This window comes from Parapedobacter deserti, from assembly GCF_042646065.1.
Lineage (GTDB): Bacteria > Bacteroidota > Bacteroidia > Sphingobacteriales > Sphingobacteriaceae > Parapedobacter > Parapedobacter deserti.
In genome coordinates this window covers 120,896-141,493 of record NZ_JBHRTA010000022.1, presented here as the reverse complement: position 1 = coordinate 141,493, position 20,598 = coordinate 120,896, and the positions used below count along the sequence as shown (strand labels likewise).

Below are 20,598 nucleotides of genomic sequence, written 5' to 3'. Positions count from 1 at the left end.
AACTTTACGAGTTATGCGGAGGCCTGTTTCTTATCGATGCCTCCGTGTACTTGAATTGTAAAGCGCGATAAAAGAGATGAAGGCTGTTGAAAATTTAAGGCTATTCAGCTGCGTGCTCATATTCATGGCAACTAGTTGTATCAAAGAAAACTTGGACATCTGTTTGCCGCAGCCTGTTTTCATTTCGTTTTCCTTTGTTCCCTCCCAAACTTGCGCACATGAGTTTTTTGTGCCCGATGATTTAAACCGACTAACGGTGTTTGTATTTGATGACAATGGATTGTTTTTACAGCAAGTGGACGCCTTACCGACAGGAGACCGTTATCAAGTTGAATTGTCTTTGGAGCCCGCTCACTATCAAATTTTTGCTGTTGCCGGATACGATAGAGATCAAATGCAGAGTGCCCCTTTCATACCAGGGAAAACGAACTTACTCGATGCCTCCGTATCCAGCTACCTCGAACATCGGGACGGTTCGTTGCTGTCAGCCAAACAAGCGCTTTTTATCGGTAGTCATACGCTTACGGTCTCGTCTAAATTACAAGACCAAAAATATTTAATGACCTTGATTCAAAAAACAAAAACGTTGCACATAACGGTAGACGGTATATCCCACGCACTATACCAGATTGCACTTGCCGGAAATGCCGCGCGGTATAGGTTTGACATGGATCAGGTCTACCTAACGGGGAACCCCTTAATGTACTTTTCGCTGGAAGGCGAAGGCCATCGTTATACAGGGCGTACGTTGATTAACTGGCCTATGAGAGGGGAGGGCAATTATACACGCTTACAAATCATTAACCCAGCTACCGGCATGCGACTCCTGAACGAGGATTTGCTGGAATTGTTGTTTCGTGTGCCAGGAATTGACTTGGAATGCGCAGCTGCTTTCCACGTCGAAATTGAATATAGGGTTACTACGGGGCTAGCCATCTACATTAATAATTGGAGGGTACACAGTGGCGGATACGTTCTTATTTAAATATACGACTACCTATGACGAAACACGCGCAATTGTAAGCAATACAAGAGCAATGACTATATCCGTAATAAAGATTAGTATTTAGCCCATGTTAAAGTTAAAGTACCGTAAAATATGCTGGTTACATTGCGCTGCTGCATTAATCTTAATGTTATTTACATGGGGCTGTAACAAGGATAGTGGCAATGAACCAGACCTGCCGAATCGTACTGTCCTTTACTATCTGGGAGGCGATAACAACCTCGCTATAGAAGCCGACGAGAAGATCGAGGCCCTGCGCCGCGGTTTTCCCGGAGGCAAAAATCGGTTAGTGATTTACCGGGATACGGACAACGAAGTACCTCAACTGTTGGAAATTTATCGTGAGGCTAGCGGGGAAAACCATATTCGCATAATGAAAACCTATTCCGAGCAGAATAGTGCTAATAAGCAAACCGTCCGCTTGGTGTTGGAAGATATTGAGCGACTTTTTCCAGCAAAATCTTATGGACTAATTTTGTTCTCCCATGCGTCTGGCTGGCTGCCCAAAGGTGCCCTTACCCAACCGGAATCGGCCCAGTGGTATATGGGAGCAGTGCCTTTATCCATCAGGACACCGATACGGACATACACCGTCGTCATGGACGGAACCATGGAACTCGGCCTGAGTGAATTTGCTTCGGCTATCCCGGATGGCTTTTTCGATTTTATTGTGTTTGAAGCCTGCTTTATGGCGGGGATCGAAGTGCTTTATGAATTGAAAGATAAAACCGTGTATATTTTGTCGTCATCGGCAGAAATCGTGTCACCTGGTTTTACTCCGGTTTATCCGGGGTCATTGCCGTTACTGTTTGAACCACAAGCTGATCTCGTAGGCTTTGCAAAAGCATTCTTCGATTTTTGGGATGGTCAAATTGGAGACTATCGCTCAGCCACCATAACCGTGGCAAAAACCACGGCATTGCACGCGCTGGCAGCATGGGTAAAGAAGCATAACAATATAAATGTATCAGAGGATATCCTGCCTGAGGTTCAGCACTTTGACCGCTACAGAGGTCATCGCTTATTTTTCGATTTCGGTGATTACTATCAGCGAAAGACCTTAGCGGGGACACAAAACGAACTAAACGTCCTATTAAAAAATACTGTCGTTTTTAAAGCTGCCACTCCGGGGTTCATCCCCAATCAATTTGGGTTTGAAATCGAACATCATAGTGGAATTACTACGTATATTCGGCAAGAGCGGTTCAAAAATTTAAACGAAAAATATGAGGAACTTGCCTGGAATAAGGCTACACAAGCTGAACATTAGTGAGCTGACATTGTTAAACTTGAAAACTCAGTATAATGTGCGCTATTACCGTCTTTGAGTATGCAGAAGCTATCTCGAAAACAAAAACTGGACTACGTGTCCTGATCGCAAATAATGTAATCATCGAACAAGTCTTTTTCCTGGAGATCATCAGGCAGTATCTGCCCAACTGGGCTGTCCAAGCGGTGGACAAGTCGGGATTGGAAAATAAATTAAACCAGGCAGATAACGAAGTATATGACCTGGTCGTACTGGAAGAGCGTATTCTCTTGGATGAACCTGAGAAAGTGTATATCAATCATGTCAGGGATAAATATCCGATAGCAAAGATAGCACTGTTCGTTAATCGCGAAAGGCTTTCTCAACTTCGCTCTGTTATCCGGATTTCAGAAATTGATATCATGCTAACAAAAAACTCGGTTGTGGAGGCCATTGCTGAAAAGTTCAGTTTGGCATTTCAAATCGGGGAATAGTCTGCTTCTCCCTCTTTGTTAGTAAGGTTTCACTAGCTGATGGTTGATTAATTAACTGATGAATCCTTTCACATACTGTTTGGTAAGCTCTTCCTGAGGGTTGAACAGCACCTCTTCGGTAGGGCCAAACTCGATAATTTCTCCCATGTATACGAAGATAATGAAGTCTGAAATTCTGCGCGCCTGCCTCAGGATATGCGTAACCAATACGATTGTATACTGTTCCTTGAGCCGGACAAAAAGGTCCTCAATTTTTTGAGTGGATATCGGGTCCAATGCAGACGTGGATTCATCACCAAGAATGATTTCAGGTTCCACAGCCAATCCCCGGGCTAAACACAGGCGCTGCTGTTGTCCAATGGACAGCTTGGCGGCAGGGCTGTGGAGGCGATCCTTCACCTCGTCCCAAAGGCTCGTGTCTCTCAATTGCTTTTCAACGATTCGATCCAACGCCGCCTTTCTCCCAACGCCATGGATCCTCGGGCCAAAGGCGACGTTGTCATAGATAGACATGGGCAGCGGATAAGGCCGCTGGGAAAGTAACCCCATTTTTTTGCGGATATGCGTCACCTCCGCATGGGGTGCGTAGATATCTTCGTCATCTACCAAAACGCTTCCTGAAACCTTTACGTTGGCAGTGTCGTCCAAAAGCCGGTTGAAAGTTTTCAATAACGTGGTTTTACCGCATCCGGACGGACCGATGATCGAGGTGACGCGCTTATCGGGGATATTGATATTGACGTTCTTCAGAATATGTTGACCGTCAATATATACATTCAAGTTTTTAACACTGATCAGCGGATGTTGTGTCATAAGTTATATTTTGTGTTTGGTCTGTTTAGCCACGAGAATATTCGATACCACCACGATTACCAGAATGATGATTGTGAGGATCAACGCAGATGCGTACGCCCGCCCCTGCACTTCAGGTATAGGGCTGCTGAGCTGGAAGAATATCGCCAATGGTAGGGTAGCCGCTGGCTCATCGATGTACCTTGGAATGTTGTCGCTGAAACCTGCGGTAAACAGGACTGAAGCTACGTCACCAATGCCTCTGCCGAATGCGAGGAGGACGGCGGTATAAATGCCTGGACGGATTTGTCTTAAGATGACTTTAGATGCCTCCCATCGGGTAGCTCCTAATGATAATGCGGCATGTTTAAGCTCCTTTGGTACCGTGGAGATCATCTCGTCCAATGTGCGCACCATGATGGGAATAACAAGCAGTGTGACTGCGATGATTCCACCCAGCAGTGATGCGCGCACGCCCAACCAGATCATAATGCTAAATGCAAACGCGCCATAAACGATGGATGGAATACCAAACAGTACGTCATACGCCAATTTGGCTGATTTACTTAATAGACTTCCGTTCTTAAGGTAACTGTTAAGATATACCGAAATCGGAATGCTTACGAACAAGCCTAAGACTGTCGCTCCTCCAGCAAGGTAAAGAGATCCGATGATTGCATTAAGCACACCGCCTTCTTTGCCTATGTAAAAGCCGCCTTGTGGCACTTTGGATATCATATCCCACGTAAGGTGAGGTAACCCTTTGACGACGATTGTACCTATAATTAAGAATAGGCAGGAGCTGACCAATATACAGGCCAACATCATCAATATTTTGAAGATCGCCTCTTCGGACTTTTTCTTGTTTATATCCATCACGAATTATATTTGTATTCTATGCTGTTAAGAATAATACGCGATACCAGGTTGAAAAGGAAGATGATGACAAATAGCAGTAAAGCTGCAAACATCAATGCCGAATCATACAACGGAATTGACATCATTTCCCCGAAATTGTTGGCGATCAGCGCGGGTAGCGGATAACCACCGTCAAAAGCAGTAGTCGGGGCAACAGGTACATTACCGCACACCATCAAGACGGCGATCGTCTCGCCGAAAGCTCTTGAAACGGCCAAAACGGTAGCGGCCACAATCCCTGGTAGCGCGCGTTTGATTACCACTTTTTTTATCGTTTCCCATTTTGTCGCGCCCAATGACAACGAGGCATCTTTCAACTCCTTGGGAATCGTGCGCAAAACCTCTGAAACGATGCTTACCAGAATGGGGAAGATCATCACGGCAAGTACTAACCCTCCGGTAAACACCGTGTAACCGCTGGAGTATTCCATAAAAGGAGGTGCTATGTGTTCACGTACGATAGGGACCACAAAGAAGATGCCCCAGACGCCATAAATGACAGGGGGGATGCCGGCAAGGATGTTCACCAGCGGCAAGAAAATTCTACGGACACTTGGCTTTGCATACTCCGTAACATAAATAGCAGTGAGTAGGCACAGCGGCAACGCCACGACAATGGCGATAAACGTGACCCATAATGTACCCATGATAAATGGATAAAATCCGAATTTGCCGTTGGATGGTGCCCATTCACTTGTGTGAAACAAGGAAAGCAAGGATTGCTCTTCGAATAGTGGCGCCGCGCGGTAGTATAATCCAAAACCAATCAGAAACACTAATGAAACAGATGCCAATGAAAGAACCAGCATAGCATTAGCGATTACTTTGTCTTTTATTATCCTTGGGTTAACCATCAATCAATCAAGTTTGGCTAATTCCTCCGCCAGCAGCTCATCGTTGAGCGGGATGTAGCCGTTTTCCAACAAAATGGACTGGGAGTCTTGGGTAAGCACGAATTTAATAAACTCGGTGAGCACGATGTCATCAGGTTTGCCTTTCATTAGAAAAGATAGGTTCCGCGAAGGAGGCGAAGGATAGCGATTGCCCGCTACCGCAAGAGTAAGGCTATCGATGTCGTCATAAAAATTCTCCGCAGGGCAGATTGTTCCATCACCGTCTAAATCGATAGGAATTATCCGGATACCGGGTGCCTGCTTTCGGGTCTTGAGGTCATAGACAAAGCTGATGTTGCTGAAGCCGATCGCCAACGGGTTTTCTTTAATCGCCTGTACGATCCCAGGGTCGCCGAAAATCCCCACACCTTTGAGGTCCTCTTGCGATTTACCGAAGTATGCGGCCCATGTTTCCGCAGCGCCGGCTGCATCTGACCGTACATAAACGTGTAGATTGTCATTAGAAAAGTAGGGGTTGACCTGATCCCACTTCGACACATTGCCGGATAAAAAGACACGCTCCAATTCAGCTCGTTTGAAACCTCGCTGCAGGATGGCGGCCAAATTGGGATTGCTGCTGTTTACGGTGCCCACCACCGCATCCCTGGCTACATGAATGACAAATGCTCCACGATCGTATTCCTGCGGGTGAACCTCACGCGACACTAGCCCGATATCTACCATGCCGCTCAGCGCATCGGCGATTCCTTTGCCCGCCCCACCAGCAGAAATATTGAACCGGACATTAGGATGGATGGCCTTAAACGCTTCACTCCACAAGACTACGAGCGGATAAAGCGCGAAGGCTCCCGATATACTGACCATACCCTGTAATCCTTTTTCCTTATCGAAGCTCGATGAATTTTTAGGAGCGCAGCTCCATTGTGACAAGCAAAAAAATATCATTACAGATTTTACAACTGCCGACCATCGAATATGGTTAATTTTCATTCTGGCTTTGTTCATCGCTGCAAATATATACAAAATTGGTAGACATTATATTTTATAGATATATTTCTGCTGCCGTAAACTTAACAAACCCATCACGTCGAATTGAAATGAAAAAATAGATTTCTGATTATCAATTATTTAATTTAAACTAAAGTCAGTTTTGTGAATTAATGCTACTAAACCTATATACATTACGTATATTTGCTCCGTACAGCGATTAGCGAACGAAAACATAACATTCATGCAGAGCTTCAGGACGGAACTGGAAAATCCGGTCGTAGAAAACGAAATAATTGAGCTTGAGCGAAAGATCAGGGAATATCAAGAGGGCAAAACCACCGAAGAAAAGTTTCGCAGCTTGCGGCTTGCCAGAGGGATTTATGGCCAACGGCAACCCGGGGTGCAAATGGTTCGCATTAAACTGCCGTTCGGCAAGGTAACGTTTCAGCAGTTGCTGCGCATTGCTGACGTTTCGGATGAATATGCAAGTAGTAACCTGCACCTCACTACGCGTCAGGATATTCAAATTCATTTTGTTAGCCTTGACAGAACACCGGAGTTGTGGGCGAAGTTAGCCCAAGACGACATTACTTTACGCGAAGCCTGTGGGAATACGGTGCGTAACGTTACAGCATCGCCCACCGCGGGTATCGATCCGGAAGAGCCCTTCGATGTGTCTCCTTATGCCCATGCACTATCCTCGTATTTCCTCCGCAATCCCATCTGTCAGGAAATGGGCCGTAAATTCAAATTCGCATTTTCTTCAAGCTCGCGCGATACGGCTTTCACTTATGTCCACGACTTAGGGTTCATCCCCAAAATTCAGGTTGTAGATGGTATCGAACAACGGGGCTTTAAGGTGTTGCTGGGAGGTGGTCTCGGCGCGCAGCCCATGATTGCGTCCGTCGTGCATGAGTTCCTTCCCGAAGATCAATTGATTCCGTATTCAGAAAGCGTTATCCGTGTATTCGACCGTTATGGCGAACGGAATAACCGTAACAAGGCACGGTTCAAGTTCCTGATCCAGAAAATCGGATTGCAAGAAGTGCTACGGCTGATCGACGAAGAGCGTATTGCAAACAAAGTTAAATCGTTTGTGGTGGACGACAGAGCAGTACCGCAGCCAACGCCACCTGAAGCCAACGAGGCGCCGATAGCTACTATTGAAAATCCAATTGCTTATGAACTGTGGGAGAATACAAACGTATCACCGCAGAAACAGGCCGGCTTTTATGCCGTATTTGTAAAGGTGTCTACAGGTGATTTACCGACTTGGAAGGCGAGAAAACTTATTGAAGGTGTGCGAGGACATATTGCCGACGAGATCCGTATCACACAAAACCAAGGGTTGATGTTCAAATTCGTTCGGAAGGATTCTTTGCCGCATATCTATTCGATATTGGACGAAATCGGCCTTTCGGCACCAGGGTTTGATAGTGTAGCTGATGTAACCACATGTCCGGGCACCGATACTTGCAACTTGGGGATTTCAAACAGCACAGAAATGGCTCGCGTACTCGAGCGCATTATATATGATGAATATGCCGATTTAGTATATAACCGAGAGCTAAAGGTAAAAATTAGCGGCTGTATGAATTCCTGTGGTCAGCACGGTTTGGCACATATCGGGATACATGGCAGCTCGTTGAAAGCTGCCGGCAAAGTTGTTCCGGCTGCTCAGGTAATGCTTGGCGGCGGCACGTTGGGGGACGGGCTCGGTCGGGCGGCAGAACGGATTGTTAAAGTTCCTTCGAAGCGAGTAACCGATGTGTTGCGGTTGATTTTGGACGATTACGCAACACACGCATTCAAGAGCGAGCTCTTCCATCAGTATTACGACCGTCAGACCAAGGATTATTTTTACCGTATGCTCAAGCCGCTGGCCGACCTTTCTACCTTATCGGAAGACGAATTTGTGGATTGGGGGCACGAAGAAATGTTCCACACGGCAATTGGTGTTGGTGAATGCGCGGGTGTGGTAATCGATTTGGTTGCCACATTATTGTATGAAGCCGAGGAAAAACTGGGATGGGCCGGCGAGAGCTTCAATGCTGGGGCATATGCCGACGCTATCTATCACGCGTACAGCGTGTTTATCAGTGGTGCGAAAGCGCTTTTATTGGATAAAGGTATAAACAGCAGTTCGCAACATGGAATTATCAGAGATTTTGACGTAAATTTCGTCGAACCCGGTGAATTCACGTTTCCTGGCGGCTTCAGTGAACAGGTGCTCCAGATCAACAAACATGATCCGTCGCCAGACTTTGCCAAGCGATATTTAGCCGCAGCGATCGACTTCTATAAGGCCACACAATCGAAAAGGGAAACAAAGCGTGTGATAAACGCCTAGATTGACTGAGCAAAGCATCATGAAACATAACAGTAAGCAGAGTACAGCAATGAAGCGCTATTCAAGAATCACATTGGTAGGGGCAGGACCGGGCGACGCGGATTTGATCAGTCTGAAAGGACTGAAAGCGTTGTCGACTGCCGACGTGATACTCTATGATGCGTTGGTGAATGAAACATTGCTTGAATACGCTCCCAAGGAAGCACTTCGCATATTTGTGGGCAAGCGAGCCAATCATCATACATACCGCCAGCACCAAATCAACGAGATGCTGGTTAGCTATGCACGATCCAACGGCCATGTAGTACGGCTGAAGGGGGGTGATCCGTTTGTATTCGGCCGCGGCGGGGAAGAGCTTGAATATGCTAGTGAACATGGCATCCGTACGGACGTGGTTCCGGGCATATCCAGCTCGATAGCACTTTCCGGACTTCAGGGCATCCCGCTAACTTATCGCGGTGTCAGTGAAAGCTTCTGGGTCATCACTGGCGCAACTACTGCAGGTGTGGTTTCAAAGGATATTTATACCGCCGCTAAGACGGACGCCACGGTAGTGGTGTTGATGGGAATGAATAAACTAACGGAAATTGCACAGGTTTATCTGCAAGGGGGCAGGGGGGAACTGCCCGTGGCAATTATCCAGAACGGTTCGATGCCGGATGAAAAAATTGTGCTGGGGACAATGGCTACAATCGTCGCGAATGCCAGCGAGCAGCGGATAAGCGCCCCGGCGGTGATCGTGATCGGTGATGTGGTGGCCAAACATGAACACTTTGCCGCACGGCAACATAAAGCAGTGGCGATATGATTAAAAATACTGAAAACCAGCTGTTCCCCGTTTTTTTGCAGTTAAATAGACTGCGGACGCTTCTCGTGGGAGGTAGCACGGTGGCGTTGGAAAAGCTCTCTGCTTTGTTAGTCAATAGTCCGCACTCCAATGTAACCGTAGTCGCTAAGCGGATCATCCCAAATGTCCGCGAATTCGTCAAAAGCTATCCATCGGTGCAATTGCATGAACGAGCCTTCGAAGACGCGGATTTAGCGCATGTGGATTTGGTGTTGGTTGCTTCGAATAACGCTCGTCTGAACAGGCAGATCCGCGAGGAAAGCCGTAAGCGAAACCTCTTGATCAATGTGGCCGACAAACCGGAATTATGTGACTTTTACCTCGGCTCGGTCGTCAAAAAAGGGAACCTGAAGATTGGAATATCCACCAATGGCAAGTCGCCCACGATTGCCAAAAGGATAAAGGAATTATTGAACGAAGCGCTGCCGGACGAAATCGATGAAACATTAAACTATATGAGCCAGCTACGTGATCTGTTGAAAGGAGATTTCACGGACAAGGTAAAGGCGCTGAATGCGCATACCGCAGTACTGCTGACAAAGGAGGGGAATATATGAACGCATTGGTCGAAGAAATACAAAAACTCGTGCGCGGAAAAACGGTATTGGAATCCTTGCGGCTGGTCGCCGGCCGATTTCCCGGAAAGGTGGTTTTTTCCACCAGTTTCGGGATTGAAGATCAGCTGATTACGCATTTTATTTTTAGCAACAACTTACCGATCCGTGTTTTTACATTGGAAACAGGACGGTTGTTTCCAGAAACGTACTATGTCTGGAACCGTACGTTAGAAATCTATTGCAAAGAAATAGAGGCGTATTTTCCCGACACACACGCTATGCAACAGTTGATCAACCAAAAAGGGCCGTCGAGTTTCTATGAATCGGTTGAAAATCGTAAAGAATGCTGCCGTATCCGTAAAATAGAGCCGTTGCAAAGGGCATTGAACGGCGCGGCATGCTGGATCACGGGAATCCGGTCCGAACAATCAGATAACAGGCAAGACATGTCCCCAGTTGAATGGGATAATGGCAACCGGTTGGTGAAGTTCCATCCCATCTATAATTGGACACTGGATGAGGTGTGGGAATATGTAAAAAAACACCAGATCCCTTACAATCCATTGCATGACAAAAATTTTCCAAGTATCGGCTGTGCGCCATGCACCAGAGCGGTAAGACCGGGGGAGGACTTCAGGGCCGGTAGATGGTGGTGGGAAGAAAAGAGCAAGAAAGAGTGCGGATTGCACGCGACATGAGGGCATTGGGGCAACTTAACGGGTGAATATAAAACGACATATGGATTATTTAGACCATCTAGAGGCAGAAGCGATATACATTTTACGGGAAGTAGCCGGACAATTCGACAAGCCAGCATTGCTATTTTCGGGGGGAAAAGATTCGATAACACTGGTGCACTTGGCGGAAAAGGCATTCAGACCAGGTAAGTTTCCGTTTCCGCTGGTGCACATCGACACCGGCCATAATTTTCCGGAAACCATTGCTTTTCGGGATGAACTGGTCGCAAGGATTGGCGAAAAACTGATTGTGGGTTATGTACAGGATAGCATTGACGCCGGCAAAGTGGTTGAGCAGAAGGGTAAGAACGCGAGCCGAAATGCCCTGCAGACCGTTACCCTGCTGGACACAATAGCTGAGCATGGGTTTGATGCATGCATTGGCGGTGCCAGAAGAGACGAAGAGAAAGCACGGGCAAAAGAACGGATTTTTTCCGTCCGTGACGAATTTGGGCAATGGGATCCGAAACGGCAGCGCCCCGAATTGTGGAGCTTGTATAATGGTCGCATCCACAAAAATGAAAACGTCCGTGTTTTTCCCATCAGCAACTGGACAGAATTGGATGTTTGGAATTATATCCGACGGGAAAACATCGAACTGCCTTCGATCTATTTTTCACATGGTCGGGATGTTATTACCCGAAACGGTCAATTAATGGCTGCAACAGCGTTTCTAAACATGGATCACGAAGATGTAATTGAATATCGCAACGTTCGCTTCCGCACAGTTGGAGATATGACTTGCACCGCAGCGGTTTTGTCGGAAGCTTATCACATTGACGACATTATTGAGGAAATTCGCGCATCGAAAATCAGCGAAAGAGGTGCGAGGATGGACGACAAAGTATCGGAAGCCGCTATGGAAGAACGCAAAAAAGGAGGGTATTTTTAATGGACTTATTGAAATTTATCACAGCAGGAAGTGTAGACGACGGTAAAAGTACCCTGATCGGAAGATTATTGTATGACACCAATTCCGTATTGGATGACCAGTTGGAAGCAATTCAACAGGCAAACCGTAAAAACAACGATGGCACGTTGGACCTCGCTATATTGACCGACGGATTGAAAGCGGAACGGGAACAAGGAATCACCATAGATGTGGCTTACAAGTATTTTCAAACCAAAAAGCGCAAATTCATCATAGCGGATGCACCAGGGCATATCCAGTACACGCGCAATATGGTCACCGGTGCTTCCAATGCCGATCTAGCCATTATTTTGATTGATGCAAGAAAAGGGGTCGTCGAGCAAACCCGGCGGCATTCATTTATTGTAGCGCTACTGGCGACACCGCATGTACTGATTTGCGTCAATAAGATGGATATGGTAGACTATGATCAGGCAGTATTCGACAAAGTGAAGGACGATTATGAGCGACTGAGGGAAAGCCTAAACATCCAACAAGTAGACTATATTCCAGTGAGTGCATTAAAGGGCGACAACATCGTCAGCTGGTCGGCCAATATGCCGTGGTACGCCGGAAAGCCCATGCTCGATTTTTTGGAAACCGTCGCTATCAATCGCGTTTCAGAAACTGCAAAGGCACGGTTTCCTGTCCAATGGGTTATTAGACCTCAGACGGATGAATTGCATGACTATCGGGGATATGCCGGTCGCGTTATAGGTGGCACATTTCAAGTAGGAGACCCTATAGTGGTTTTACCGTCCAGCTTCAGCAGCACTATTAAACGCATTGAACTGGCCACAAATGAGCTGGACATCGCTGAAAATGGTGCCTCGGTGGTTATTCATCTCGCAGATAACATCGACATTGGTCGCGGCGATATCTTGGTGAAGCAATATGAATTACCGCCGGTGTCCCAACAGTTTGAAGCGGATATCTGTTGGATGGACACCAAACCGCTTGATCTGAAGCAGGTATATCTGCTTCAACATCACAGCAAACTCACTAAAATAAAAATATTAGACATTCTTTACCGAATTGATATACAAACGCTTGGAAAAGCAAATGGTGGAGACTTTGGGCTAAATGACATAGGACAGATACAATTCAAATCGGCCGAACCGCTAACGATCGAGCCGTATAAGGAGAATAAATCAAACGGCGGTGCGATCTTGATTGACCCGCGCAATCATTTAACTGTCGCCGCATTAATGGTTACCAAATCCGAGTAGGCGTGCAAAGCCGCTTCAAACCTCTGCAGAAGGACCCGAAAGTTTCTATTTAACATAACGTAAATTATGTATATTTTACCATTTAAAAGCAATTTCGAGGTCCTTAAAAAAAGGCGATTTCTATTGCATGTGTCCCTACAAAACACAAAGTTTGTTGAATTTTTTTAAATTTGCGATTCCAAACGTAATATTAGATTCAAGCATGTCAAATTATTTCAAATCATTCATTGACGACGTCAAGGCACGCAACCCGGACCAGCCTGAGTTTTTACAGGCTGTAAAAGAGGTCGCTGAAGACATCGTTCCTTATATAACCGAAAACGCGCCTGAATGCATTGACTTAAAATTACTCGAACGCATAGTTGAGCCCGAACGCATCATTTCATTCAGAATTGTTTGGCAGGATGACGGGAATAATGTTCATGTGAACCGGGGTTACCGCGTGCAGATGAACAGTGCGCTTGGACCATATAAGGGCGGCCTACGTTTTTCGACCGCCGTAAATTTAAGTGTGTTGAAGTTCCTCGCATTTGAACAAACGTTTAAGAACAGCCTTACCGGACTGCCGCTCGGCGCAGGAAAAGGTGGTGCTGACTTCGATCCGAAAGGAAAATCTGATAATGAAATCATGCGCTTTTGCCAGAGTTTCATGACCGAGCTTTCTCGCCATATTGGCGCAGAAACCGACGTGCCTGCAGGTGATATTGGCGTAGGCGAACGAGAAATAGGCTATCTATTCGGCCAATACAAACGACTACAAAATAACTTCACCGGCGTGTTGACCGGCAAAGGGCCGGCTTGGGCTGGCAGCTTTATTCGCCCGGAGGCTACCGGATTCGGTTTGCTGTATTTTGTTGAACGGATGCTTTATGAACATGGTGAGTCGTTGAAAGGCAAAACCGTAGCGATTTCTGGCGCAGGAAACGTCGCTTATTATGCTGCTTTAAAAGCGATTTCCATGGGCGCTAAGGTAATTACTGTTTCGAATAGCAACGGAACTGTTTATGACGCAAACGGCTTCTCATTAGAAAAGCTTGATTTTGTAAACTCACTGAACCGCAATTTACAAGCATACACCGAGCGCTATGCAGCGGAATATCATGCCGGCAAAAAACCTTGGCAGTTTCCATGCGATGTCGCCCTCCCCTGCGCCACACAGAATGAACTGGATGAACACGACGCTAGACAGCTTCTCGAAAACGGATGCACTTGTATAGCCGAGGGCGCAAACATGCCCTGTACGGACGATGCCGTTAAAATCATACAGCAATCCAATATTTACTATGCGCCCGGTAAGGCCGCTAATGCCGGTGGCGTGGCGGTTTCGGGCCTTGAAATGTCTCAAAACAGACTTGGCCAGCAATGGTCTGCGGATAAAGTAGACGGCAAACTAAAGAAAATCATGCATGATATCCACGACACTTGTGTGCATTACGGGAGAAACAAAAACGGAGCCGTTAACTACTTGAAAGGCGCCAATATCGGTGGGTTCGTGAAGGTTGCAGCCGCAATGAAAGCGCAAGGTTTAGTATAATACACGTAGATTGATGTTCAAGCATGAGAACAATAGCTGAACTGCCTCATCCTGAGTTTAAAATTACCATTTTCGCAATGAACCAGAAGTTTATTATTAAATTTGAACAGGGACTGCTGGAGCAGGTTTACAAAATTGCGGAAATGGACGTCACCGGTGGTGTCGATGGCGTCTTTCAACTGATCGATGAGGAGTTCAGCCGATCGGTATCATTACGGTTTGAAGAAATGCACCAATCATTTATACAGACTTATAATCGACATGAATACTAAATATATTTCATCTGCTCTCAATCAGCTGCCCAACGACCCACGGCACCGCAACGGTTGCCCGCTCGTCTATGCAAATCACACCATGCTGCCTTGCCAGCGCTGAGGCCTGTGGATCCGCAAAATACGTTATCGTACCTGCTGGTACTTCGTCCAATAATCCCGCTGCCGGGTATACCTGCAGCGAAGTACCAACAACAATGAAAATGTCAGCCGTGCGGCAAATACCGATGGCCTCTCTCATGGCAGGAACCGCTTCACCGAACCACACCACATGCGGGCGGAGTTGACTGCCTAATTCACACCTGTCTCCCATCCGGATTTCATTCCCAACCACTGGATAGGTCAATTTGGGGTCAATACTTGATTGAGATTTGGTGAGCAAGCCATGGAGATGCAATACCGTGCTTGACCCTGCTCGTTCGTGAAGATCATCGATATTTTGCGTAATAACCGTTACCTGATATTTCCGTTCCAGCTCTGCCAGGGCAAAGTGGGCCGCGTTCGGCTTGGCGGCCAATACCGCTTTGCGGCGCACGTTGTAAAAGTGCTGCACCAAATCAGGGTTTTTTGCCCACGCTTCCGGGGTAGCGACGTCTTCTACTCTGTGCCCCTCCCACAATCCGTCATTTCCCCTGAACGTCTTCAGTCCGCTTTCCGCGGAGATTCCAGCTCCGGTAAATACCACGATGTGCTCCATGGATGCAAATAAAGCAAATTCTCAAAAAATTAACGAATGATGAAGCAATGGCTTACCTTTGTTGGCCATGATCGAACTGTTTACAGATGGTGCCTCAAGCGGCAACCCTGGTCCGGGGGGCTATGGGGTCATCCTCCGCGCAGGCCCGCATTACAAAGAGATATCGGAAGGCTTCCGAAAAACTACAAACAACCGCATGGAGTTGCTCGCTGTCATAAAAGGACTAGAAGCGTTAAAAAAACCGCGACAGGAAGTAGTAGTCTACTCCGACTCCAAATACGTGATTGACGCAGTAGAAAAAGGATGGGTCCACGGCTGGGTGCGCAAGGGTTTTGCGGGTAAAAAAAACAAGGACCTATGGATACGCTTCCTCAACGTTTACAAATTACACAAGGTGCGCTTCGTCTGGATAAAAGGTCATGCCGGCCATCCTGAAAATGAACGCTGCGACCAGCTTGCTGTACAAGCTTCGCTCGACTCTGCGCACTGGAAAATAGACGGAATATTTGAATGTGGCAACTACTAGAAAGCTGTTTGCGAAATCCATAGATCACCGGATAAGCTCATCGCTGTATACATATCTAATTTCATCACGGAGATTATAGCGCGAAGCCATCACCTCTCCGTATGCCCCAGCCGTTCGGATAGCGATAAGATCACCGCGTTTTGATTGCGGAAGCAGCACTTCCTTGCCGAAACAGTCGCTGCTTTCACAGATGGGGCCTACGACATCGTAGTGTACCTGCACTGTGCTATTACTATAAGCAGCGGTAAGGTTCTCAATTTTATGATATGCTTGATACAATGCTGGCCGCATTAGCTCAGTCATGCCCGCATCGAGAATCAGAAAATCTTTCTTAATTCCATTCTTGACATACAGTACCCGGCTAACAAGGCTCCCACTTTGGGACACCAATGCCCTGCCGAGTTCAAAATGTACATCCTGCCCCGGTTTGCGTTCAAGAAATTCTGCAAAAACAGCGAAATAAGACTGGAAATCGGGAATAGGCGCTGTGTCTGGGTGGTGATAATCAACACCTAGCCCCCCTCCTACGTTGAGCACGCGGAGACGGAAACCGCGATCGTCAAACCAATTATTCAGCTCGTTAACTTTGACACATAAACTTTTAAACACGTTAAGATCGGTTATTTGTGACCCGATGTGAAAATGTATGCCGATCAGCTCAATATGCTGGCATTGTCTTAACACTTCAATAGCTTCTCCCAGTTCCCAGTGCGCAATGCCGAATTTGTTCTCATCCAAGCCTGTGGTGATGTAATGGTGGGTCTGCGCGTCCACGTTGGGGTTTATGCGAAGCGCTACCTGGCCCTTCTTTCCTGCGGCACCGGCCAATTCGTCTATGATCCGCAATTCCTGTATGGATTCGACGTTGAACGCAAAAATATTGCAGCTCAGTGCGTGGCTTATTTCTTTGTCCGATTTGCCGACCCCGGCAAACACAATTTGGTCAGGGTTGAATCCTACTTCAACAGCTTTCTTCACTTCGTTGCCGCTCACACAATCCGCGCCGAAGCCGGCCTCACGAATAAATCCGAGCACCCGGTCATTGAAATTTGCCTTCAAGGCATAATGCACATGAAAACCAAACTTGGTGGAAGCCCGTTTCGCGGCATCCAATGTCCGTTTCAGTAAATCTAGGTCGTAATAATAAAACGGCGTTTCTTTTTCGGAGAAATGAGTAATGCGGTTGGCGTCAAACATCATGTCGGTCATTCGCTTGGTTGTTAAAATAGCCTATTGTGCAACGACCGCAAAGCCTCTACCTTGTACGCTGTTTGTAACACCAAAGATATGTTGTAGTTGCTTCCGCCGTATGAAATCATTCGGACCGGAATATGTTTTATAGCATCAAGTACCCGCGAAGCGTACCCATGAGTATCCACACTGAAGTCTCCCACAACGCAAACAATGGTCTGTTCCCTGTCGATTTCAACGGAACCGAAATTGTTGAGTTCCGTCGCGATTTCATCCAAATACTTTGTGTCATCGATAGTCAGCGATACGGCCACCTCCGATGTGGTGATCATATCGATAGGGGTTTTATACCGCTCAAACACTTCGAATATCCTACGCAGAAAGCCATACGCCAGCAGCATCCTAGATGAATGGATGCGGATGGCGGTAATGCCGTCTTTTGCTGCGATGGAGCGCACTACCCCTTTCGCAGCTCCTTCTTTGTTGATCAGCGTGCCGGGAGCCCGAGGATCCATGGTGTTAAGAAGTCGCACAGGCACGTTGTAACGCTGAGCAGGGAATACACTCTGCGGATGAAGTATCTTCGCACCAAAATAGGCCAGTTCCGCAGCCTCGTCAAAACTCAGATTAGCAATAGGCGTAGTTCCTTTTACAATACGCGGATCATTATTGTGCATACCGTCGATATCTGTCCAAATCTGAATCTCGTCAGCAGTTATCGCAGCGCCGATGAGCGAGGCCGTATAATCGCTTCCCCCTCTTCTAAGATTATCGATCTCGCCAAAGGAGTTTCTGCATATATAACCTTGAGTTATAAATAGATTGTGATCACTTGCCTGCAGTAACAGTTCTGTTAGATTTTCCCTGATGAAATCAATTTTAGGTTCGTTGTCTTCATCGATCTTCATGAAGTCAAGTGCCGGCAGCAATTTGGAACGTATTCCAAGTTCCGTCAGGTAGAAATGAAAAAGTGTGGTTGATATTAGCTCGCCTTGCGCCAGGATAACTTTTTCCTCAAGGGGGGTGAACAAGTGGCTCGCTAACGACGAAATTAAGCTGAAATGGTAATCAATTAATTCGATGCCGTTCCGTAGACCTTCTTCGGTGGAGAAAAGCTCGGCAACTAGCTCCTTGTATTTGTCATTAAGTGCCTTGATGCATGCGGCGGCCCGGTCCTTTTCTTCAGCGTAAAAAGCTTGGGATATCTCAACCAAGGCATTGGTGGTGCCTGCTACGGCAGACAATACAACGATCTGACGTTCCCGTGTGTCGATAATATCAAGCAGCGCTTTGATGCGTTCCGCGTTGCCTACGGACGTTCCTCCGAATTTCAGTACTTTCATTGGCGATAAATCGTTAAAACGGCACAAAGTTAGCTAAATAGCCCTTTATGCCGTCATAAAAGATTCGGATTATTTTTTAAGGTGCTCAATGATCAGATTGGCCAGCTCTTCGCCGATTCGCTCCTGCGCTTCGTTTGTGGCCGCACCGATATGCGGGGTTAGGGATATTTTCGGGTGTGTCAACAGTTCCTGGCGTGGAGTAGGTTCGTTCTCGAACACATCCAGCCCAGCAAAAGACACCTTTCCACTGTCCAGTGCAGCGATGAGCGCGAGTTCATCGATGACACCACCGCGTGACGCATTGACAATGCCTACCCCATCCTTCATCAAACCGAACTCAACTTCGCCAATGATCGGTTTATCCGTGTAGGGAAGGTGTAACGAAATAAAATCCGCACGTTTTAACAATTCGCTGATGTCCACCTGCTGAATAGGGACATCTACCACAATCCCTCCTGAAAGTGCCAACGAAAGATGTTTCGGCGCTTCAAAAAGATCGCTTACTATGACGTCCATCCCCAGTCCCAGACCAACCTTACCCGTTTCCCGACCGATCCGTCCAAACCCGATTATACCCAGCGTTTTCCCCCGCAGTTCGATACCCTTGGCGTACTTCTTTTTTAGGTTGCTGAAATTTGTACCGCCTTCAGCGGGCATCCTGCGTTGAGCATCGTGAAGGAAGCGTACACCGCTTAATAAATGTGCGAAGACCAATTCTGCCACAGACAACGAAGATGCCGCAGGCGTATTCACTACCGCAACCCCTTTGGAGCGCGCATATTCAACATCAATATTATCCATACCTACCCCACCCCTGCCGATCAGTTTTAAGTCGGGGCAGGCATCGATTAGGGCTTTCCGCACCTTAGTAGCACTGCGCACGGTAATGGCATCATAACCTTGCAGTTTTCCAAACAGCTCATCCTGTGGTATGTGATTGGTGTCGACGGTAAACCCTGCATTTTCAAGTAGCTGTTTGCCCAATGGATCAATCCCGTCGTTCGCTAATATCTTCATTTTACTTAGTTTTTTCTTCAAACTCCTGCATTGCATCAACCAGCGCGTTTACGCCTGCTATGCTAAGCGCATTATAAATGGACGCTCGGAAGCCGCCAACGCTCCGGTGTCCCTTGAGACCTACCAGGTTGCGCTCTTTTGCCAGTTCCAAAAACGCTGCTTCATGAGCCTTGTCTTCCGTTATGAAAGTTACGTTCATCCGTGAACGGTCTTCTACTACGGCGGTACCCCTGAATAACGGGTTCCGATCTATTTCGTCGTATAGCGTGCGCGCCTTAATAATGTTTTCTTGTTCGATCACCTTCACCCCTCCTTTGTTTTTCAACCAGCGGAGGTTAAGCATAGATACGTAAATCGAAAACACTGGAGGTGTGTTATACATCGAGCCGGAACCGATATGTGTCTGGTAGTCAAAAATACTTGGCAATGTACGTCCTACCTTTCCCAAAAGCTCGTCTTTGACAATAACAAGGGTAACACCTGCCGGACCCATGTTTTTCTGTGCTCCAGCATAAATCAGGCCGTAATCAGCCACATTGACTTTGCGGCTCAAGATATCCGACGACATGTCTGAAACTAAGGGAACGTCTGCCTTTGGCGTCTCGAGCATCTCCGTCCCGAAAATCGTGTTGTTCGACGTAAAATGAAAATATGCTGCATCGGCCGGCACTTCATAGGCCTTCGGTATATATGTATAATTGGCATCAGCAGAGGAAGCGACAACCGTTACCTCGCCAACTTTTCTTGCTTCCTTGATGGCCTTGCTCGCCCAAGTTCCAGTATCCAGGTACGCACATTTTCGTCCTTCAGGCAATAGATTAAGCGGCACCATTGCAAATTGGGTGCTTGCGCCACCCTGGAGGAAAAGGACGGAATAACCAGTTGGTACGGAAAGCAATTCACGCACGAGACGTTCAGCTTCAGCAATTACCGCCTCGAATTCCTTGCTCCTGTGCGATATCTCGAGAATGGAAAGTCCGGTATCGTTAAAGTTCAGCACGGCTTGCGATGCCTCCTGGAAGACCTCCTGTGGCAAAATACAGGGTCCAGCTCCAAAGTTATGTTTCATATCGTTAGCTTATCAA

21 protein-coding genes are annotated in these 20,598 nt (G+C 47.0%); 12 read left to right on the top strand and 9 right to left on the bottom strand.

Going from position 1 to position 20,598, the window contains the following annotated elements; translation table 11 throughout:
- Positions 1-76 precede the first annotated feature (76 nt).
- The 3 genes from ACFOET_RS07380 (at position 77) to ACFOET_RS07370 (ending at position 2,749) form a co-directional block, all read left to right on the top strand.
- Positions 77-985: a FimB/Mfa2 family fimbrial subunit gene (locus ACFOET_RS07380; RefSeq protein ID WP_379021115.1), complete on the top strand. Its 909-nt coding sequence runs from the start codon at positions 77-79 to the stop codon at positions 983-985.
- 148 nt (positions 986-1,133) lie between these two features.
- Entirely contained in the window at positions 1,134-2,276 is a 1,143-nt protein-coding gene (locus ACFOET_RS07375) for a clostripain-related cysteine peptidase (RefSeq protein WP_379021113.1), read from the top strand.
- Between the two features lie 35 nt (positions 2,277-2,311).
- A complete protein-coding gene (locus ACFOET_RS07370) occupies positions 2,312-2,749 on the top strand; it encodes a hypothetical protein (RefSeq protein ID WP_379021111.1) in 438 nt (145 codons plus the stop codon).
- A 51-nt stretch (positions 2,750-2,800) separates the two neighbouring features.
- Here ACFOET_RS07370 and ACFOET_RS07365 read toward each other — a convergent pair whose 3' ends face one another.
- Genes ACFOET_RS07365 through ACFOET_RS07350 form a run of 4 tightly spaced genes read right to left on the bottom strand, consistent with a single transcriptional unit; the run spans position 2,801 to position 6,177 of the window.
- On the bottom strand, positions 2,801-3,562 hold the full coding sequence (locus tag ACFOET_RS07365; RefSeq protein WP_379021109.1) for a phosphate ABC transporter ATP-binding protein: 762 nt from the start codon (positions 3,560-3,562) through the stop codon (positions 2,801-2,803).
- Between the two features lie 3 nt (positions 3,563-3,565).
- Complete coding sequence (locus tag ACFOET_RS07360) at positions 3,566-4,417, bottom strand: PstA family ABC transporter permease (protein WP_379021107.1); 852 nt, start codon at positions 4,415-4,417, stop codon at positions 3,566-3,568.
- Complete coding sequence (pstC, locus tag ACFOET_RS07355) at positions 4,417-5,313, bottom strand: phosphate ABC transporter permease subunit PstC (RefSeq protein WP_379021105.1); 897 nt, start codon at positions 5,311-5,313, stop codon at positions 4,417-4,419. The genes ACFOET_RS07360 and pstC overlap by 1 nt, the downstream gene beginning before the upstream one ends.
- 3 nt (positions 5,314-5,316) lie before the next feature.
- Positions 5,317-6,177, bottom strand: a complete 861-nt coding sequence (locus ACFOET_RS07350) for a PstS family phosphate ABC transporter substrate-binding protein (protein WP_379021103.1) — start codon at positions 6,175-6,177, stop codon at positions 5,317-5,319.
- Between the two features lie 367 nt (positions 6,178-6,544).
- Between ACFOET_RS07350 and ACFOET_RS07345 the strand changes: the two genes are divergently transcribed.
- The 8 genes from ACFOET_RS07345 (at position 6,545) to ACFOET_RS07310 (ending at position 14,739) form a co-directional block, all read left to right on the top strand.
- Positions 6,545-8,653 (top strand): HEPN domain-containing protein, encoded by a 2,109-nt coding sequence (locus ACFOET_RS07345; protein ID WP_379021101.1) that lies wholly within the window; start codon positions 6,545-6,547, stop codon positions 8,651-8,653.
- 19 nt (positions 8,654-8,672) lie between these two features.
- The gene (cobA, locus tag ACFOET_RS07340; RefSeq protein WP_379021099.1) at positions 8,673-9,461 is read left to right on the top strand and encodes a uroporphyrinogen-III C-methyltransferase; all 789 of its coding nucleotides are present in this window, start codon (positions 8,673-8,675) and stop codon (positions 9,459-9,461) included.
- Positions 9,458-10,057, top strand: a complete 600-nt coding sequence (locus ACFOET_RS07335) for a precorrin-2 dehydrogenase/sirohydrochlorin ferrochelatase family protein (protein ID WP_379021097.1) — start codon at positions 9,458-9,460, stop codon at positions 10,055-10,057. Before cobA ends, ACFOET_RS07335 begins: the two co-directional genes overlap by 4 nt.
- Positions 10,054-10,755 (top strand): phosphoadenylyl-sulfate reductase, encoded by a 702-nt coding sequence (locus ACFOET_RS07330; RefSeq protein ID WP_379021095.1) that lies wholly within the window; start codon positions 10,054-10,056, stop codon positions 10,753-10,755. The genes ACFOET_RS07335 and ACFOET_RS07330 overlap by 4 nt, the downstream gene beginning before the upstream one ends.
- Positions 10,756-10,795: 40 nt before the next feature.
- Positions 10,796-11,686, top strand: a complete 891-nt coding sequence (gene cysD / locus ACFOET_RS07325; protein ID WP_379021093.1) for a sulfate adenylyltransferase subunit CysD — start codon at positions 10,796-10,798, stop codon at positions 11,684-11,686.
- The gene (locus ACFOET_RS07320; protein WP_379021091.1) at positions 11,686-12,933 is read left to right on the top strand and encodes a sulfate adenylyltransferase subunit 1; all 1,248 of its coding nucleotides are present in this window, start codon (positions 11,686-11,688) and stop codon (positions 12,931-12,933) included. The genes cysD and ACFOET_RS07320 overlap by 1 nt, the downstream gene beginning before the upstream one ends.
- A gap of 202 nt (positions 12,934-13,135) precedes the next feature.
- Positions 13,136-14,467, top strand: coding sequence for an NADP-specific glutamate dehydrogenase (gdhA, locus tag ACFOET_RS07315; RefSeq protein ID WP_379021089.1), 1,332 nt, complete (start codon positions 13,136-13,138; stop codon positions 14,465-14,467).
- A 23-nt stretch (positions 14,468-14,490) separates the two neighbouring features.
- A complete protein-coding gene (locus ACFOET_RS07310; RefSeq protein ID WP_379021087.1) occupies positions 14,491-14,739 on the top strand; it encodes a hypothetical protein in 249 nt (82 codons plus the stop codon).
- Between the two features lie 7 nt (positions 14,740-14,746).
- Here ACFOET_RS07310 and ACFOET_RS07305 read toward each other — a convergent pair whose 3' ends face one another.
- Positions 14,747-15,436, bottom strand: a complete 690-nt coding sequence (locus ACFOET_RS07305) for an SIR2 family NAD-dependent protein deacylase (protein WP_379021085.1) — start codon at positions 15,434-15,436, stop codon at positions 14,747-14,749.
- Positions 15,437-15,503: 67 nt separating this feature from the next.
- Between ACFOET_RS07305 and rnhA the strand changes: the two genes are divergently transcribed.
- On the top strand, positions 15,504-15,962 hold the full coding sequence (rnhA, locus tag ACFOET_RS07300) for a ribonuclease HI (protein ID WP_379021083.1): 459 nt from the start codon (positions 15,504-15,506) through the stop codon (positions 15,960-15,962).
- Between the two features lie 24 nt (positions 15,963-15,986).
- Here rnhA and lysA read toward each other — a convergent pair whose 3' ends face one another.
- From lysA to serC, 4 genes are all read right to left on the bottom strand, one after another.
- The gene (lysA, locus tag ACFOET_RS07295; RefSeq protein WP_379021356.1) at positions 15,987-17,159 is read right to left on the bottom strand and encodes a diaminopimelate decarboxylase; all 1,173 of its coding nucleotides are present in this window, start codon (positions 17,157-17,159) and stop codon (positions 15,987-15,989) included.
- 23 nt (positions 17,160-17,182) lie between these two features.
- Complete coding sequence (locus ACFOET_RS07290; protein WP_379021081.1) at positions 17,183-18,496, bottom strand: aspartate kinase; 1,314 nt, start codon at positions 18,494-18,496, stop codon at positions 17,183-17,185.
- Positions 18,497-18,565: 69 nt separating this feature from the next.
- Positions 18,566-19,513: a D-2-hydroxyacid dehydrogenase gene (locus ACFOET_RS07285; RefSeq protein WP_379021079.1), complete on the bottom strand. Its 948-nt coding sequence runs from the start codon at positions 19,511-19,513 to the stop codon at positions 18,566-18,568.
- Position 19,514: 1 nt separating this feature from the next.
- The gene (serC, locus tag ACFOET_RS07280) at positions 19,515-20,582 is read right to left on the bottom strand and encodes a 3-phosphoserine/phosphohydroxythreonine transaminase (RefSeq protein WP_379021077.1); all 1,068 of its coding nucleotides are present in this window, start codon (positions 20,580-20,582) and stop codon (positions 19,515-19,517) included.
- Positions 20,583-20,598: the final 16 nt, after the last annotated feature.

Excerpts from the sequence above, each read along its gene's own strand:
- ACFOET_RS07375 (WP_379021113.1), top strand. The coding sequence starts at position 1,134 with ATGTTATTTACATGGGGCTGTAACAAGGATAGTGGCAATGAACCAGAC.
- ACFOET_RS07350 (WP_379021103.1), bottom strand. The coding sequence starts at position 6,177 with ATGGTCAGTATATCGGGAGCCTTCGCGCTTTATCCGCTCGTAGTCTTG.
- ACFOET_RS07335 (WP_379021097.1), top strand. The coding sequence starts at position 9,458 with ATGATTAAAAATACTGAAAACCAGCTGTTCCCCGTTTTTTTGCAGTTA.
- rnhA (WP_379021083.1), top strand. The coding sequence starts at position 15,504 with ATGATCGAACTGTTTACAGATGGTGCCTCAAGCGGCAACCCTGGTCCG.
- ACFOET_RS07290 (WP_379021081.1), bottom strand. The coding sequence starts at position 18,496 with ATGAAAGTACTGAAATTCGGAGGAACGTCCGTAGGCAACGCGGAACGC.
- pstC (WP_379021105.1), bottom strand. The coding sequence starts at position 5,313 with ATGGTTAACCCAAGGATAATAAAAGACAAAGTAATCGCTAATGCTATG.
- gdhA (WP_379021089.1), top strand. The coding sequence starts at position 13,136 with ATGTCAAATTATTTCAAATCATTCATTGACGACGTCAAGGCACGCAAC.
- ACFOET_RS07370 (WP_379021111.1), top strand. The coding sequence starts at position 2,312 with ATGTGCGCTATTACCGTCTTTGAGTATGCAGAAGCTATCTCGAAAACA.
- ACFOET_RS07365 (WP_379021109.1), bottom strand. The coding sequence starts at position 3,562 with ATGACACAACATCCGCTGATCAGTGTTAAAAACTTGAATGTATATATT.
- ACFOET_RS07305 (WP_379021085.1), bottom strand. The coding sequence starts at position 15,436 with ATGGAGCACATCGTGGTATTTACCGGAGCTGGAATCTCCGCGGAAAGC.
- serC (WP_379021077.1), bottom strand. The coding sequence starts at position 20,582 with ATGAAACATAACTTTGGAGCTGGACCCTGTATTTTGCCACAGGAGGTC.
- ACFOET_RS07330 (WP_379021095.1), top strand. The coding sequence starts at position 10,054 with ATGAACGCATTGGTCGAAGAAATACAAAAACTCGTGCGCGGAAAAACG.
- lysA (WP_379021356.1), bottom strand. The coding sequence starts at position 17,159 with ATGTTTGACGCCAACCGCATTACTCATTTCTCCGAAAAAGAAACGCCG.
- cobA (WP_379021099.1), top strand. The coding sequence starts at position 8,673 with ATGAAACATAACAGTAAGCAGAGTACAGCAATGAAGCGCTATTCAAGA.
- cysD (WP_379021093.1), top strand. The coding sequence starts at position 10,796 with ATGGATTATTTAGACCATCTAGAGGCAGAAGCGATATACATTTTACGG.
- ACFOET_RS07360 (WP_379021107.1), bottom strand. The coding sequence starts at position 4,417 with ATGGATATAAACAAGAAAAAGTCCGAAGAGGCGATCTTCAAAATATTG.
- ACFOET_RS07285 (WP_379021079.1), bottom strand. The coding sequence starts at position 19,513 with ATGAAGATATTAGCGAACGACGGGATTGATCCATTGGGCAAACAGCTA.
- ACFOET_RS07345 (WP_379021101.1), top strand. The coding sequence starts at position 6,545 with ATGCAGAGCTTCAGGACGGAACTGGAAAATCCGGTCGTAGAAAACGAA.
- ACFOET_RS07310 (WP_379021087.1), top strand. The coding sequence starts at position 14,491 with ATGAGAACAATAGCTGAACTGCCTCATCCTGAGTTTAAAATTACCATT.
- ACFOET_RS07320 (WP_379021091.1), top strand. The coding sequence starts at position 11,686 with ATGGACTTATTGAAATTTATCACAGCAGGAAGTGTAGACGACGGTAAA.
- ACFOET_RS07380 (WP_379021115.1), top strand. The coding sequence starts at position 77 with ATGAAGGCTGTTGAAAATTTAAGGCTATTCAGCTGCGTGCTCATATTC.